Here is a 15,901-nt window from a genome sequence, read left to right as displayed (position 1 = left end):
AGCGTTTAAATATTCGCGCAATTACAACCACCCTTTTTGTCGGGCTATACGTGCTGCATCAATTCGGTTTGTGGCATTGAGTTTAGCAATTGCATCGGATAAATAATTACGCGTTGTGCCTTCACTTATATAAAGCTGTTTTGCTATTTCGCTGGTTTTTAATCCATCACTTGCAAGTTTTAACGCTTTGCGTTCTTTATCTGTGAGTGGATCGGTATCGTCTAATGCGTTAATTGCCAGCTCTGGGTCAATCACCTTTTGCCCTTGCATTACTTTTTTAAGCGCATTGATTAGCTCTTCGCTTGGCGCTTCTTTTAAAATAAAACCTTTAACACCCGCACTTAAAGAACGCCTAATATAACCGGCTCGCGAAAAGGTGGTCATAATTACCATGTTAATTGCAGGGTGCTTAGCGGCTATTTGTTCACTAAGCTCAATACCATTCATGCTTGGCATCTCTATGTCGGTTAAAACAATATCTGGGTGTAAGTCTTCACTAAGCGCGTTGATTTCATTTAACGCATCTTGGCCATTACTTGCTTGACCAATCACCTCAATATTGAAATCAAGGCTTAATAAGGCTGCAACTGCGTCGCGAACCAGCGCTTGGTCTTCAACTAAATATACTTTGATCATTTTAAATCCTCAGCACTCAGTGGCAGCACAACAGTTAAAGTAAATGTGTCGCCACAGGTAAATGTTGCATTGCCATTTAATTGCTCAGCCCGCTCTTTAATGCCATTTAAACCATTACCTGCTTTTAATGTAGTGCATGGCGCATTATCAATAACGTTGATAATTAATTGCTGCTTTGTTTGCTCTATATTGATAGAGCCGTTTTTTGTACTGCTATGGCGTAATAAATTAGTAACCGACTCTTTAATAATAAGGCTCGCAATGCCCTCTACTTTAACGGGTAAGGTCGCTAAATTAACGTTAAATTTTATGTTAAAACCTTGCGCTATAAGCGTTTGTTTTAGCTGTGCGATTTGGCTCACTAGATCGAGTTGCTTTAAATCGCTTACCGCGCTTCTTACATCACTAAGCAATTGCCTTGCAAGGTTTGCTACTTGGGCAATTTCGTTATTGGCCTGATCGTATCGCTCGCCTTGATTTAGTTTATTCGCAAGCTCAGCTTTTAAAGCTATTGATGACAGTGAGTGACCTAAAATATCGTGTAAATCTCGGGCTATGCGCTCACGCTCAGCAATGGCTGCTAGTTGCTCTAATTGCTTTGCGCTTTCTTGCTCACGAATTTTATGTAAATGCTCTCTTTTTGCCGCTATACCATAGCTAAATAGGGCCGCACATAAAATTAAAGCCACCGCTAAAAAGTACTCAAGCTTGGCTATGTCACCCACATATGAACTTAGCAAAACAGTTAAAATTATCGCTAATGCGGCATAAACTCTTTGATAATTGCTATATGTATAGCCCGCTACATAAGCTATAAAGCCAAATAAGGTTGGTGTACCAGCGCTATAAAAAGTGGCACTAAAACACACCAGTAACATAGCGATAAATAACTTAGTTACTCCCCTATTTTTGCAATTTATTGCTTTTACATATAACAATATAAACGCAATATAAAAGGCTAAAGACAGAGTGATTTGGTTAGCCGTAAAGTTGGCAAAATCAATGATCATCGGGAGTAAATAAAAACCGGTAAAAACTAAATGACCATATTTCCAAAAATCTTTATCGCTTTGCTGAGAAAACCTGTTAACCGAGCTCATACCAATACCTCTGGCCTATTATTTTTATTTATAGCACTCTTTTTATTAATAAATACAAATAACATAAAAATGCATACGAACATAAAACAATCTACATAAGTGATAGTAAAACTTAGTGTTTCTAAAAAATCGCTAATGCTTAAGCTTGTTAAAATTAAAGAATTCATAACACCCTCCAATATAAGTAAGGTAACTATGCCAGTGGGTAAAATAGATAAGAGTGTGAAGTGTCATTAACTTGGCTGACATTTGTCATGAAATAGAAAAATTCATCTTCTGAGTGTAAAAGCAATGCTAATATAGCCAAAAAAAGTGACCTGGAAAATTTAATGCAGTCCCAACAACAAAGCTTAATTTACTTACACATTGCCGTCCTTTTATTTGGCGGTACCGCCTTATTCGCAAAGCTAATTGGTTTGAATGCATTAGATATTACCGCTTATCGCGCGGCTATCGCTGGGCTGGCAATTTGTGTGCTACTAACTTTGCAAAAAAAACCAATTAAGCTGCATCGCGCTAAAGATTATGTGATTGCCATTTTATTAGGCGTTGCCGTAGGTATTCACTGGGTAACCTATTTTGTAGGCATGCAATTGGCGGGAATTACCGTGGGCATGTTAGCCTTTTTTACCTATCCCGTGATCACGGTATTTTTAGAGCCCCTATTTAATAAAAGTAAGCCCAAAACAAAAGATATAATAAGTGCTGTAGTGGTGATTTTTGGCATTTATTTATTGATCCCTAACGTTAATTTAGGCGATGACATCACTTTAGGTGTTGTGACGGGCGTGGTATCAGCATTATTTTTTGCTCTTCGTAATATTACTCATAAACGCTACTTTAGCGAGTATGGTGGACCGCAAACCATGTTTTACCAAACCTTAGTCGCAAGCCTGATGCTGTGTGCTTTTATTGAAGTGCCCATAACAGAAATTAATGATACTGATTTAATATTGCTGCTTATTGCCGGTGTGGTGTTTACTGCGATGCCGCATTCGTTATTTGCAGCGAGTTTAAAACATTTATCAGCAGCAACCGCTGGATTGATTTCTTGCTTACAGCCCCTTTATGGCACAATACTGGCTATAATTATTCTGCACGAACGCCCCTCAGTGATGACCCTGATTGGTGGCGCACTGATTGTTAGTGCTGCGTGCTTTGAAACTTGGTCAATTTCACGGAAAAAGCAGCCATGAAAATATTTGCACATAGAGGCGCAAGCACACACTTTCCTGAAAATACGCAAAGCGCCATTATAGCGGCGTTAAAAGCGAATGTAGATGGCATTGAGGTTGATGTACAAAGCGCGCTTGATGATTACGTTATTATTCATGATACCTACCTCGATAGAACCACTAATGGCAAAGGCAAAGTGTGCGACTTTAGTGCCCAGCAAATTAAACAGTTTGATGCAGGAAATGGCGAACAAGTCCCTACTTTGCAGCAATTAATAGACTGGAATAATAACCAAACCTTACTCAATTTAGAGCTAAAGCATACCTTTGAACTTGAAAAGTTTGCAACCGTGCTTGAAAGCAACATTGCGAACAAAAAAATAACCGCAGACAATATTTTAGTTTCATCATTTAATCATCATCAACTACACTGGCTAAAGAGCCGTTTATCGTGGCTTAAAATTGGCGCACTTACTGCATCAATTCCATTGCAGTATGCAAAGTTTGCACAAGACTTACAGGCCTACAGCATTCATATTGACAAAAACTTTATGAACAAACCGTTTGTAGACGATGCCAAAATGCGCGGTTTACAAGTATTTGCTTACACCGTAGATGAAGTCGAAGATATTAAACTGATGCTTGCCTGTGGTGTTGATGGTATTTTTACTAACGACCCTGAACGAACTAAGCATTATTTAGCGCAATTAAATGAGCTATAACTAATTATTTAATTGCCATTTATGCTATAAAAACAATAATTTAGTAGGTCACTATTTAATGAGTAGCTACATGCGTATTTATAATTTTTTAGAACAAACACTGTTTTATACTTTAACCCGAAAAATAGTTGGGAATTTAAGTTTTGTTTTTTTATTTCAAGCCATTACTTTGTTTTGGTTGCACAGTAGCTTAACCGAAAACCAGCAAAGCACTGGCTTATTTTGGGCACTTGCGCTACTTATTATTGCAGGCTTTATTTTTACTATTTTTTATATGCGCTTTTTAATTGTGCGCCCGGTAAAAGCAATGCGCGATACGCTCATTAATATTAATCAACAAGATGCCAACTTAGCTGCCAAACTTCCTCATTTTACTTTTGATGAATTTAGAGATTTAAGTGAACAATATAATCAGTTTACTACGCATTTAAACAGCTTATTAAGTACGACCTACAGCAGCGCTCAGGAAAGCGTGCAAAGTAATAGCCAAGTAACGCAATCAATGCAGCACACAGAGCAGCTAAGCGAACAGCAAATTAATTTAAGCCACACCATTATTAATGCCAGTAACCAAATTACCCAAAGCCTGCAGGCTATAGTAAGCAACACTGATAGCGTACATCAGGTCAATAATGAACACCTTAATTTTGTAAAGCTCTCTGCTGGTGAGCTATCAAAACTAGTTGAGCAGGTAAGGCTTATTAATGAAATGCTGGGTAGTTTTTCTAAAACGATTGCGGGCTTGAAAGAGAACAGCGAAAACATTCGCAGTATTTTAAAAATGGTTGAAGAGTTTTCGGATCAAACTAACTTATTAGCACTAAATGCAGCCATAGAAGCGGCACGCGCTGGTGAAGCGGGGCGAGGTTTTGCCGTGGTTGCCGATGAAGTTCGTACCCTATCGGTTAAAGTAAGCGACGCAACACGCCAAATTAGTGATTTTATTACCCAAATGAATGAGCTCGTTAATGAAACGAATAAAGAGTCAGAGCAATTAATAAACCACTCAAATAATGCGCAAACATCAATTAACACCACCTCTGATGGGTTTGGTAAAATGCTCAATGAGTTTGAACTTAATCAACAACAATTGCAGCAAATAGCCAATGCCGTACACTTGCTCGAAGATACCCAAAACCAAACGCATGAATCGGTTGAGCAAATTGTGGCGCTAGGCGAACAAGCCAAGCAACAAATAGATACAGCACTGCATGATTCTGAACAATCACAAAAGCTAAGCCAACAAACCCAACAACAGTTAAAACGCTTTGTAGATTAGGCAATAATAATTTCACCCAAGCCGCGATTATGCTAAATTAAGCGGCTTGTCATTTAACTGTGTGAAGTATGTGAGCGACGTAAAACCAAACTATGAGCAGCTAGCCCAGCAAATAAAATTATGGGGCCAACAACTTGGCTTTAGTGAAGTGGGCATTACTGACATTGATTTAACTAAGCATGAAGCACAGCTTCAGCGTTGGCTTGATGCAGGGTATCATGGTTCAATGGATTACATGGCTGCACATGGAATGAAACGCGCCCGCCCTAGCGAGCTAGTCCCTGGCACGCAACGAGTTATTTCAGTAAAAATGAATTACCTGCCGCCAGATTCAGGCTTTGCCAAAAACCTTAAAAATACCGAGAAAGCCTATATCAGCCGCTATGCGCTTGGCCGTGACTATCACAAATTAATGCGTAATCGGCTCAAGCAATTAGGTAAAAAAATTGAACAGCAGGTAGGTGACTATGGCTTTAGGCCTTTTGTTGATTCAGCGCCAGTGCTTGAGCGTCAATTAGCTGATAAAGCAGGGCTTGGCTGGCGAGGTAAACATTCTTTATTAATCAATAAAGAGGCTGGTTCTTGGTTTTTTTTAGGCGAGTTATTTGTAGATTTACCACTGCCTATTGATGATGAAAACACGTTCGAAGGTTGTGGTAAATGTGTTGCCTGTATAACCCTTTGCCCTACCGGCGCTATTGTAGAACCTTATGTGGTAGATGCACGTAAATGCATATCGTATTTAACCATAGAGCATCAAGGGGCTATTCCAGAGCAATACCGAACCTTAATGGGTAACCGCATTTATGGTTGCGATGATTGCCAGTTAGTGTGCCCATGGAATCGCTATGGACAAATTACCGACGAGCAAGACTTCCACCCCCGTACACAATTAAAAAATAAAGACTTACTCGCATTATTTGCCTGGGATGAAACTACCTTTTTAACAAATACCGAGGGCAGCCCTATTCGGCGTATTGGCCATGAGCGTTGGTTACGAAATATAGCGGTTGGCTTAGGCAACGCAGATTTTAGCCCAGCGATTATTCATGCACTTGAAGATAAACGCAAAACGGTCAGTGACATGGTGAATGAGCACATAGAATGGGCACTTACCCAGCAACATGATAAACAAAGACAAAAGCTGCGCAAAACAGCACGGCTAATACGGATTGTTGAAAAAGGCCTACCCAGAGACGCATAAGCCTATTGCCTAAAAAACGCGACATAATGTCGCTGATACAAGCTATCTGCCTAATCGTAGCAAGGAATTTACCCCGCGCCTCGCAGCCCGTAACCCGCACCTTTAACCTTTCAACAATAAAGCAAGATCTTGCTCTATTTCTGCAAAGGCTTTTTTAACTTGATCTACTGACTCCTGACGTGCAACCGAGTTTTGTATGGTTTCGTCTACTTTTTTATAAATAAAAATTTCTTGGTCTTCATCCAATCCCATAGTTGGGATCCGCTCTTCGAGTTCTTCTTGTAAATGCTTAAATACTTTTTCATTATTAATACGACTGTCGTTCAACATCCCAATTAAACGATGAAACTTACTATGCACAGTACCGGCAACTTTATTTAACCGCTCCTGCTGCGATACCAGCATCTGCTTAGTGGTAATGGCTCGTAATTGTTGCTCGGTTACACTTACAATAAAGCAAATATGATCACGTATGCGTCCGTGCTTTTGCTCGTCATGCTCTGGCATATTTAAAATCAGTAAACTCACAAGCTCGTAGTTAACCAAAATGCGATGAGAAAACTCATGCAGTCGTCCTTTGCTTTTAAGCATTTCAAATAACTCAATTACAATTGGCGAACACACCCCATTGAGCGCAAAGTGCGACTTAGTATCGTTACATCTAAATTCAATATTACTTTGTAGGCCAAATGCCTGTAAGCATTCTACTAATGCTTTGCCAAGCTCTTGTATATCGTTAATAAAACCAATATTTTCAATGTAATTTACTATCTGACCCATTTCGCTGCTATTTGCCATGGCATTAAAGGCGGTAGAGGTCGCTTCTTTTACTTGCTTTTCAAGCTGTTGTTTTTCTATTAAGACTTGATTTAGTTTATTCAGTTTTTGCTTTAATTCGTCGTGCCCAAACGGTTTTACAATATAGTCTTCCGCGCCTACTGAATAACCTTCCATGCGCTCCTCAACCGTACCTCTTGCAGATACAAACATCACGATGATGTCATGGGTATTGGGGTTAGCTTTAAGCTCTTTACATACTTCATAACCATTCATTTTTGGCATACTTACATCAAGTAATATAACTTGAGGCATATACTCTTCAACCATACTTAAGCATTCAGGGCCGCTTGAAGCTAGCTTAAGTTCAAAATCAAGATCCTCTAATATTTCTTCAATTATTTCGAGGTTAAATGGTTCATCGTCGACTGCAAGAATTTTAGTTAAAGCCATAATTTTTCATCCATATAAATTAAAAAAATTCGATTGTTAGCCGCTATTTTTCACTAATTGCTCATCAGCTAGGTATTCATCTAAGTTTATTTCTAAAGGAACTTGAATCGAAATTGTTGTTCCACCAAGGCTGTTATTGCATGCTTTAATACTGCCTTGATGCAATGAAACAAACTCACGACACAAGGTAAGACCCAACCCGGTTCCACCTGCACCACTATTCGTTTTACTGCTTTGCTCAAATTTATTGAAAACCGTTTCAAGTTCCTCTTCAGGTATTCCAATACCGCTATCTATCACTGCAATGTTTGCATTGTCATCGTCTCTTTGCATTACAACTTCAACAGTACTGTGCTCTTCACTAAATTTGAGTGCATTACTCAATACATTTCTCAAAACCTGATTTATTTGCTCTTCATCGCACTGTGCAACAATCGGCGCGTTATCAGAGCTAAAAACAATATTTATATCTTTTTCAATAGCAATACCGGCAACATCATCAATACTGGTTTTAACAATAGTCGCTAAATCATAAGCCCGTGGGTTGAATGGAAATTTACCAACATCTAATTTAGAAAGGTCGAGTAAATTATTAAGTAACGATAGTAGTCTTTGCCCACTTGATTCAATACGAGTTAAATACTTCAAAAGTTTATCTTTGCTAAAATCACCCTCTTGTAACTTGCTAATACCAAAACGTGAAAAGCTCAATATAGAGTGCATAGGGGTTCTTAGCTCATGCGACATATTTGCCAAAAACTCTGATTTACTTAGATTAGCCGCTTCGGCAATATTTTTCGCATGCTCAAGCTGTGAAGTACGTGCCCTTACTTGCTCTTCTAAAAGATCTTTGGCTTCCAACAGTAGATCTTCTTTTTGTTTTAAATGGCTAACATTTTTAAAAATAACCGCTAACGCTATTTCGCCATGGTGGTCTATTTCATTAAATGATCCAACTAGCGGAATTTTACTTCCGTCTTTATTTACAATGTGTAAGTCACAACTAAACTGACGATTACTGTTTAATGTAGAGATTTTATCTTTTATTGCCTGCACCGAGTCATCATCTAAAAAATGAAATAACGAGTGAGCAATGAGCTTTTTAAACTTTAAATTAAATAATTTTAAGCAAGCATCATTGGCCTCGACTATCTTGCCTTTGCGTTCAAATAATAAAATAGGATCGGGGGTATTTTTAAAAATGACCTGCAGTAGGCTGTCTTTTTCAATCAGCACATCAACTGTTTCTTGTAATCTTTCTACTAGCTCAGCATTGTGACGTTTTAGCAGCTCGGTTTGCCATAATTTATGTACAGCTTGTAGTAACACATTGTCATTTAAAGGCTTGATTAAAACATCTTCAACACCTTGGCGAATGGCTTCTAACATAGATTGTTCAGGGCGTGAGGTTACTAACAAGCAACGACTATGCGGTTGTATTTTTTTTAAACTCGAAAATATCTCTAAACCAGAACCCGGTTGTAAGCTAAAGTCACTGATTAAAATATCAATACTCCTGAGCTTGGCAATATTAATTGCTTCATCATGGTTTGTTGCGGTGTATACCTCAATATGAGCGCCATAAAGGCTACTTTTGAGTGACTCTAATCGCTCATTAACATGGTCAACGAGTAAAATTGTCGGTAGTTTAAAAATGTGATCTGGACCTATCTCTAATAAGGCCTCAATTAAAGACGTTATTTCTTTATTAGAAAAGAAGGGGTAGATAATGGTGGCATTGGGTATCAAGTCATTTAATTTGGAAAATGCGCTAAGCAACTCCCCTGATTCTGCTTTTGGCGCTAATAACAAAAATGATTGATAAGTCGCTTTCTCAACAACTATCGATACAACATCGGTTGGCACGCCTTGAGAAAATACCAGTAAGTCATAAATGTCTATGTCTGTATTTTCATCAAACATAGCAAAGTGGACTAATTCAACTTGGCAGCCAATTAGTTCTAACAACACTTTTAAGCGCATAGCAATCATGCTACTGCTATCAATAATAAGTATTTTTCTCGCCATTTAGACACACTTTAAAGAGTTAATTAAACACCTTTTCAGCATAGTCTAGAATTTTTGGTTTAGCATAATCACCTACGTAAAAGTGAATTTTGCTGCCTTTTGTTATGGTACTAGGTTAAATGCTTACCAAAAATAGTCAGGCTGTACAGCTGATTGTCCATTCTTGCTACGTTAGGCAGCTCTCCCCATACTGCAAAATCAAAATGCTTAAATAATTTAATGCTCGGTTCGTTGTGACTAAAAATAAACCCAAGTAATACTTCGATATTAAGCTGCTTGGCTTGTTGTTGTGCAAATTGCATCAGCTTTTTACCCAACCCTTTTCCTTGGGCTGCTGCCGTAATGTAAATGCTTAACTCAACGGTGCCATCGTAAGCTGGGCGACCATAAAACGATTTATAACTAAGCCACGCTAATACTTGGTTGTTCTCACAGTAAACAAAAATAGGGCGTTGAGCAGTATGGCTATCAAACCAAGGTTGTTTATCAGCGACGGTCACCTCTTCGGTATCGGCGGTGACCATTCGACTAGGGATAGTTTCATTGTAAATAGCAACAATGGCAGTTAAATCATCAGGTTTTGCTAAACGTATAGTCATAGAAAATAAAGTAAAATTGATCAATTTAGCCTATAGTAGCGTATGATAAGTTACATAAATACTCTAAAAACGCACTTAAGGTAATAGCATGATAAAAAAAATAATACTTGGTTTAACCCTCGCGTTAAGTTGTGTTTCGCTAAATACATATGCCGCAGACTCGCCCCCCCCTTCATTAGATGCAAACACCTGCAATGACTTCACGAATGTTTCACTTAGAAAGTTGCGCTCAACTGAAACCATTAACTTATGTGATTTTAAGAACCAGCCTCTTTTAATTGTTAACACTGCGAGTAACTGCGGTTTTACGCCGCAATTTGAAGGTTTAGAAGCACTTTATAATAAATACAAAGACGAAGGCTTGGTGGTATTAGGCTTTCCATCAGATGATTTTTTTCAAGAAGAGAACGATGAAAAAGATACCGCAAAAGTGTGTTATGTAAATTATGGTGTTACCTTCCCTATGCTGGCCACCAGCGCAGTACGTGGTAGTGACGCAAACCCTATTTTTAAGCATTTAAACGCCCAAACCAGTTCACCAAACTGGAACTTTTATAAATACGTGGTATCGGCCGATCGCAAAACGATTACGCGCTTTAACAGCCGCGTAGCACCGGATTCAGCAAAACTAGAAAGCGCAATCAAAAGTGCATTTTAACTTTGTGTTTTCAGTTTAACCTTACTAAGATGTTGCTATCAAATTTAAAAAACTAAACTTACAGGTAGGAGAACTTATGGCAGTTGCAAGTGCAAGGCACATACTCGTAGACAGTGAAGCACAATGTTTAGACCTTAAAGATAAAATTGAGCAAGGTGAAGACTTTGCAGAACTCGCTAAACTGCACTCTAATTGTCCATCAGGTCAAGATGGTGGTGCATTAGGTGAGTTTGGCCCAGGTATGATGGTGCCTGAATTTGACAAGGTGGTATTTTCAGCGCCGCTAAATCAAGTACAAGGCCCTGTACAAACACAGTTTGGTTACCATTTATTAGAAATAACCAGCCGCTCAGAGTAAGTAAATCGATTTATTAATAAAGCCGCATCAGCGGCTTTTTATTTATGTGGAGTTGGCAAAAGCCCCATTATGCAACTATTTGGCTCTATTCCTTCCCCTTATGTTCGCCGTATTAGAATCTGGGCACAACAAAACAATTGTGCGCTTGAATTTATTAATCTCGATATTTTTTCTAAAGACGATCGGCCGTTGGTGGTCACAAAAAATCCAGCAGCCAAAATTCCTATATTGGTCGATGACACGCTTACCCTAAGTGATTCAAATACCATACTGCGTTATTTACTTGAAAAAACCCAGCAACCCCCACTTACATGGCCTCAAGAGCACTTTTTAATTAGGGCCTGTTGATCTTTCAAGGTTAAATTTACAGCAGTCTGTTTGGTATTTAGGCAAGGCAGAGCCTATGTGGTGTGGTTATTCCCCATAAATAGGCGATAACGTAGCATTAATGCCAAACAGGCGCTGCCCGAAGGGTTCTGCCTAGGGGCGATTAACTCTTTGTTGCCTACATGGATGTAGGTAAGGGGCGTGAGCAGGACGCGGAAGCTTTGCTCGGTTTTTACTTAGCCCACTAGGTTACAAACCTCGCGCCGCGATTAAATCGCCCCTAGTTTGAAGAAATTTTAATCCGTAAAGGTCAACAGGCCCTAGCATCAATGTCTGCAATGATTCATTCGTTGAATTACTGTTATGCCAACGTTCTGGATTTGATACGCAAGCCGATAAGCTGTTTTTTAATCTGCAAAATGAGCGAGTTGCGCAAACATTACACTATTTAAATGATCATTTATGCGATGATGAATTTAAAAGCTGTGAATGCCTCAACATCAGTTTATACTGCTTACTTGATTGGATATGCTTTCGTGAACTCACTGATTTTAGCGCGCAGCCGCAATTAGTTAAGTTTTATGAAGCGTTTAGTCAGCGTCAAGCGGCTAAAAATACCAACCCTCGACTTAAATTTTAAAAGGTGGATACATGAGCGATATCGAAATTGAATCACAACTAGTTAGCTTTGTAGAAAAAGTACGTGTTAGTGAGCAGATCTGGGCACTGGGTGCCGATGATGGTGGCTTTGTTGTATGTGAGTCAAATCAGTTTGACGACACCGATGTACTTTTACTGTGGGAATCACAAGACGCAGCACAAGCACAATGTAAAGAAGAGTGGCAAGACTACAGCCCTGTAGAAATAAACCTTGATGAGTTTTTAGATGATTGGGTTGAAGACCTAAAATCTGATGATGCATTAGTGGGTTTAAATTGGAATGACGATCAGGTGTGTGTAGAAATTGAACCAGTTGGTTTAGCTCGCGCGCTAAGCGAATAAGTTTTAGGCGTTAGTTCGCTGACATTATCCCAACTAACAGCAACGGTTAGTTGGGGTATAAAAATAATAAAAACTGTCAAGGTAATACGTTGAAAACCCATCTTGGTCGTCGTCCATTTTCAGCTATGGAGCTGCATACGCTCTATAACGGATATATTTATAGTGATACACGGCTTGCCCGCGAACAAGCTAAACACTGGCATTTTTGGCTGCCCTTAATTGCTTATTACAGTGGCGCTTACAGTGATGAAATTGGCTGCTTAACCCTTGATGACCTAATACTTAAAAATAATATTCTCTGTTTTAGTTTTCATACCCACGGTAAAATTAAGCCACGTTTAGTGCCTGTTCATCACGCCCTTATTAGCGCTGGGTTTAATGACTATTTAGCTTATGTAAAAGCACAAAATCACTCCCGTTTAATGTTCGATCTTCCTGCTAAAACAGGGCGCTATAGCGAAAAAGTGCGCATATGGTTTTCGGGAGAAGGTGAACGCGCGGGGTATTTGCAAAAATGTGCAATTCCTTCGGTGGATCAACTCGGTATGAAAACCGCCATTAGTAGCTTACGGCTTAACTTTGAACAGCAAATTCGTATTTATGCCCTGCAAGCAGGCAACAAAGACTGCTTTAATTATTTAATGGGCTTTAATGATTACCCTCATGATAACTTTAACGATATAGCCTTGTTAAATAAGGTACTACAACAGATCCGGGTTATCAATTCCCATATTCATTGGCAGCGGTTTTTAGCCCGAGATAGCCACTGACAAACTTTGTTACTCTTTTCCTTAGCGATCTGCGCTTACTCTAGTAAAAAAAGCTGTTAGGATGAAGTGCCGTCTATATGACTGTTTCTAACAACAAAAAATCTAGGGATAACTATGTTTTTAAAAAGCCTCTTAACCGTGAGCGTTGCGCTTGCGATGAATGCTGCTCACGCTAACGAATTCGTCATTGAAAAACTCGCAAAGCCAAGTTCACAAAAAGTCGCTTTAACGCTCGACCCAAGTCAGGATACCTTTGCAGGAATGACCGAGATCAGCTTAGAAGTGCTCAAACCAACACACTACATTGAGCTCAATGGTGTTGATTATGCAACTAAAATGGTGCAACTCCTAGGTGAGCAAAACTGTGATTTAAACAGCGAAATGCTTAAAACAGGTAAAGTTAAATTTAGCTGTGAAGAGCAAATTCAGCCAGGTAAATACACCTTAAAAATAGATTTTTCAGCGCCTTATAACCGCCAGAGTGTGGGGTTATATAAAACCCTAGATCAAGGCGTTCCGTACTTGTTCACGCAATTTGAAATGAGTGATGCGCGCCGTGCATTTCCGGTGTTTGACGAACCAAGCTATAAAATTCCGTTTCAGTTAACCATTACCGCCCCCACCTCACAAAAAGTGTATTCAAATACACCTGAGCTAAAAACGACGGTGAATGGCGATATGACCACCCATTACTTTGATAAAACGCCACCAATTCCATCTTACTTAGTGGCTATGGCTGTAGGTCCATTTGAAGAGCTAGAAATTAAAGGCATGCCTATTCCTGGGCGTGTGATCACCCCACAAGGTAAAATTCATTTAGCGCAATATGCAAAAGAGAACATGCCTAAAGTCCTGGGCGCACTTGAAGAGTACTTTGGTATTCCTTATGTATATAAAAAGTTAGATTCAGTGGCTGTTCCAGAGTTTCCGTTTGGTGCTATGGAAAACTCAGGTTTAGTGACTTACCGCGAAGATATTCTTCTGGTTGATTTAGAAGCTGCAACGCGTAGTAAAAAGCAACGTAATGTCTCTATTATTGCCCATGAATTAGCTCACCAATGGTACGGTAACTTAGTGACTATGAAGTGGTGGAACGACTTATGGTTAAACGAAGCGTTTGCTAGCTGGATGGCAGCAAAAATTACTAAGCAACTTAACCCTGAGTTTGAATCACACCTAGATTTACCACAAAACAATGTAATGGCGTTAGATGCTCGCTTAAGCACTAAGCCAATTCGTAAACCAATTAAAACTGAAGCCGATATTATGGACGGTTTAGGCCTTGCATACAGCAAAGGCAGCTCAGTACTGGCGATGGTTGAAAATTGGATTGGTGAAGATGCATTTCAAGCCGGTATTCAAAATTACTTAAAAGAGTTCTCATATAAAAATGCCGAAGCCGCCGATTTATGGGAAGCACTCGGTAAGGCTTCAGATAAAGATGTGGCGAGTGTTTTAAAATCGTTTATTGAACAGTCGTCATTCCCGCTAATTAACGTTAAGCAGCAAGGTAAAAGCATTACGATTTCGCAAAGTCGTTTTGCCAATGCCGGTGTTGAAGCCCCTGCTCAACTGTGGAATGTACCGGTTGCGATTAAATATGGTGCTGGCGATAAAGTACAAACAGCCAATGTATTATTAAATAAACAAAGCCAAACGCTAGCATTAGACTTTGAACCAGAGTGGATTTATCCAGATCAAGGCGCGCTAGGTTATTACCGTTGGGTAATGGATGATGCGCAATTTAATGCGTTAATAGATAATGCAGCTAGGGTATTAAACGACCGTGAACGCTTAGCCCTATTATCGGCAACAGATGCCCTACTTGATGCCGGTGTCATTTCAGCGGCTAAATTAATGCAAACGCTTGAAGTATTTGCCAGCGATAGTCATCCGCGTGTTGCTAATACTGCTTTAGGTTATTTAGCGTCACAGCAGCGTACTTTTAAAGACGATAGCAATAAAGATTTATGGCCTACGTTTATTCAAAATGCGGTGATGCCTGCCGCTAAAAAATATGGCCTAGAAGCAAAAATGGGCGAAGATGGCGCAGTAGCTCAACTTCGTGCCGCGGTGGTATCACGCTTAGGGTTTGATGGTGAAGATAAAAATGTGATCAATAAAGCCAAACAGCAAACACAAGCTTACTTAAACGATCCACAAAAGGTAGACCCTTATTTAGCAGGTACTTATTTACGTCTTGCGGCTTTTCATGGGGATAAGGCGTTGCTAGATCAGTTTATGACAACCTTTAAAACCACCAAAGATCCACAAGTGCGTACCAATATGCTGGCAGCAATGGGTTACTTTGGTAAACCTGAACTACAAAAAGCGGTACTGGCGTATAGCTTAACAGACGAAGTAACGGCTTCTGATATGCGTACTATTTTATCGGGTCAAAGTTACACCGATGAACGCCAAGCACTGTTTATTGATTGGATTTATAACAACTACGATAAAGTAACAGCAAGCTTGCCACCATTTTTTGTGCCAAACTTACCTTACTTTACTACCGCCAGCTGTGACGCTGACAGTTTAGCTACAACGCAAAGTTTCTTTGACGCTAAACTGGAAGCTGTACCCGGTTATGCGCGTACATTAAGTAAACTTGCAGAGAGTACCAATGACTGTATTGCACTTAAAAACCGTGAACTGAAATCAGTCAATAGCTTTTTAAATAGCAAATAAGTTAAAGTTTAAAGGATGGCGGGCTGCGGGCGACGAGTAACGGGCCGAAAACCTCAAACTCGGGCTAATGGCTGATGTTTTCTCATTTACTTCTCATTGTCTTCTCTTTGTGTAATAAGATCTTA

15 protein-coding genes and 1 pseudogene are annotated in these 15,901 nt (G+C 39.4%); 11 read left to right on the top strand and 5 right to left on the bottom strand.

Features of this window, described 5'->3' with window-relative positions:
• Positions 1 to 21: 21 nt before the first annotated feature.
• Positions 22 to 636: a response regulator transcription factor gene (locus PSM_RS02640; RefSeq protein ID WP_013464084.1), complete on the bottom strand. Its 615-nt coding sequence runs from the start codon at positions 634 to 636 to the stop codon at positions 22 to 24.
• Positions 633 to 1,736 (bottom strand): sensor histidine kinase, encoded by a 1,104-nt coding sequence (locus tag PSM_RS02635; protein WP_013464083.1) that lies wholly within the window; start codon positions 1,734 to 1,736, stop codon positions 633 to 635. The genes PSM_RS02640 and PSM_RS02635 overlap by 4 nt, the downstream gene beginning before the upstream one ends.
• Before the next feature lie 329 nt (positions 1,737 to 2,065).
• Here PSM_RS02635 and PSM_RS02630 point away from each other — a divergent pair, with 329 nt between their 5' ends.
• The 4 genes from PSM_RS02630 (at position 2,066) to queG (ending at position 6,116) form a co-directional block, all read left to right on the top strand.
• Positions 2,066 to 2,932 carry a DMT family transporter gene (locus PSM_RS02630; protein WP_013464081.1) on the top strand — a complete coding sequence of 289 codons (867 nt, stop codon included), beginning with the start codon at positions 2,066 to 2,068 and terminating at the stop codon, positions 2,930 to 2,932.
• A complete protein-coding gene (locus PSM_RS02625) occupies positions 2,929 to 3,633 on the top strand; it encodes a glycerophosphodiester phosphodiesterase (RefSeq protein WP_013464080.1) in 705 nt (234 codons plus the stop codon). The genes PSM_RS02630 and PSM_RS02625 overlap by 4 nt, the downstream gene beginning before the upstream one ends.
• Positions 3,634 to 3,691: 58 nt before the next feature.
• Entirely contained in the window at positions 3,692 to 4,912 is a 1,221-nt protein-coding gene (locus PSM_RS02620; protein WP_013464079.1) for a methyl-accepting chemotaxis protein, read from the top strand.
• Positions 4,913 to 4,982: 70 nt separating this feature from the next.
• Complete coding sequence (gene queG / locus PSM_RS02615; RefSeq protein ID WP_013464078.1) at positions 4,983 to 6,116, top strand: tRNA epoxyqueuosine(34) reductase QueG; 1,134 nt, start codon at positions 4,983 to 4,985, stop codon at positions 6,114 to 6,116.
• Between the two features lie 102 nt (positions 6,117 to 6,218).
• Here the strand turns inward: queG and PSM_RS02610 are convergent, their stop codons facing one another.
• The 3 genes from PSM_RS02610 to PSM_RS02600 all read right to left on the bottom strand — a co-directional run bounded on the left by PSM_RS02610 (position 6,219) and on the right by PSM_RS02600 (position 9,973).
• The gene (locus PSM_RS02610) at positions 6,219 to 7,346 is read right to left on the bottom strand and encodes a response regulator (protein WP_013464077.1); all 1,128 of its coding nucleotides are present in this window, start codon (positions 7,344 to 7,346) and stop codon (positions 6,219 to 6,221) included.
• 36 nt (positions 7,347 to 7,382) lie between these two features.
• Positions 7,383 to 9,374: an ATP-binding protein gene (locus tag PSM_RS02605; RefSeq protein WP_013464076.1), complete on the bottom strand. Its 1,992-nt coding sequence runs from the start codon at positions 9,372 to 9,374 to the stop codon at positions 7,383 to 7,385.
• Positions 9,375 to 9,484: 110 nt separating this feature from the next.
• Complete coding sequence (locus PSM_RS02600) at positions 9,485 to 9,973, bottom strand: GNAT family N-acetyltransferase (protein ID WP_013464075.1); 489 nt, start codon at positions 9,971 to 9,973, stop codon at positions 9,485 to 9,487.
• 88 nt (positions 9,974 to 10,061) lie between these two features.
• On the opposite strand from PSM_RS02600, the gene PSM_RS02595 reads away from it, so the two are divergent.
• From PSM_RS02595 to PSM_RS02570, 7 genes and pseudogenes are all read left to right on the top strand, one after another.
• Complete coding sequence (locus PSM_RS02595; protein WP_013464074.1) at positions 10,062 to 10,631, top strand: glutathione peroxidase; 570 nt, start codon at positions 10,062 to 10,064, stop codon at positions 10,629 to 10,631.
• A 76-nt stretch (positions 10,632 to 10,707) separates the two neighbouring features.
• Positions 10,708 to 10,989: a peptidylprolyl isomerase gene (locus PSM_RS02590; protein WP_013464073.1), complete on the top strand. Its 282-nt coding sequence runs from the start codon at positions 10,708 to 10,710 to the stop codon at positions 10,987 to 10,989.
• A gap of 69 nt (positions 10,990 to 11,058) precedes the next feature.
• Positions 11,059 to 11,337 carry a glutathione S-transferase family protein gene (locus tag PSM_RS02585; RefSeq protein ID WP_013464072.1) on the top strand — a complete coding sequence of 93 codons (279 nt, stop codon included), beginning with the start codon at positions 11,059 to 11,061 and terminating at the stop codon, positions 11,335 to 11,337.
• 301 nt (positions 11,338 to 11,638) lie between these two features.
• Positions 11,639 to 11,956, top strand: a pseudogene (locus PSM_RS18700) (glutathione S-transferase family protein); the annotation flags it as partial.
• An 11-nt stretch (positions 11,957 to 11,967) separates the two neighbouring features.
• Positions 11,968 to 12,318, top strand: a complete 351-nt coding sequence (locus PSM_RS02580; protein WP_013464070.1) for a DUF2750 domain-containing protein — start codon at positions 11,968 to 11,970, stop codon at positions 12,316 to 12,318.
• Between the two features lie 89 nt (positions 12,319 to 12,407).
• Entirely contained in the window at positions 12,408 to 13,088 is a 681-nt protein-coding gene (locus tag PSM_RS02575) for a hypothetical protein (protein WP_013464069.1), read from the top strand.
• A gap of 114 nt (positions 13,089 to 13,202) precedes the next feature.
• Positions 13,203 to 15,776: a M1 family metallopeptidase gene (locus PSM_RS02570; protein ID WP_013464068.1), complete on the top strand. Its 2,574-nt coding sequence runs from the start codon at positions 13,203 to 13,205 to the stop codon at positions 15,774 to 15,776.
• The last annotated feature ends 125 nt before the right edge of the window (positions 15,777 to 15,901 follow it).

Source organism: Pseudoalteromonas sp. SM9913, from assembly GCF_000184065.1.
In the GTDB taxonomy this organism is placed as follows: Bacteria; Pseudomonadota; Gammaproteobacteria; order Enterobacterales; family Alteromonadaceae; genus Pseudoalteromonas; species Pseudoalteromonas tetraodonis.
Note: the sequence above shows the minus strand (reverse complement) of the source record. Positions and strands in the feature narration are given on the sequence as shown.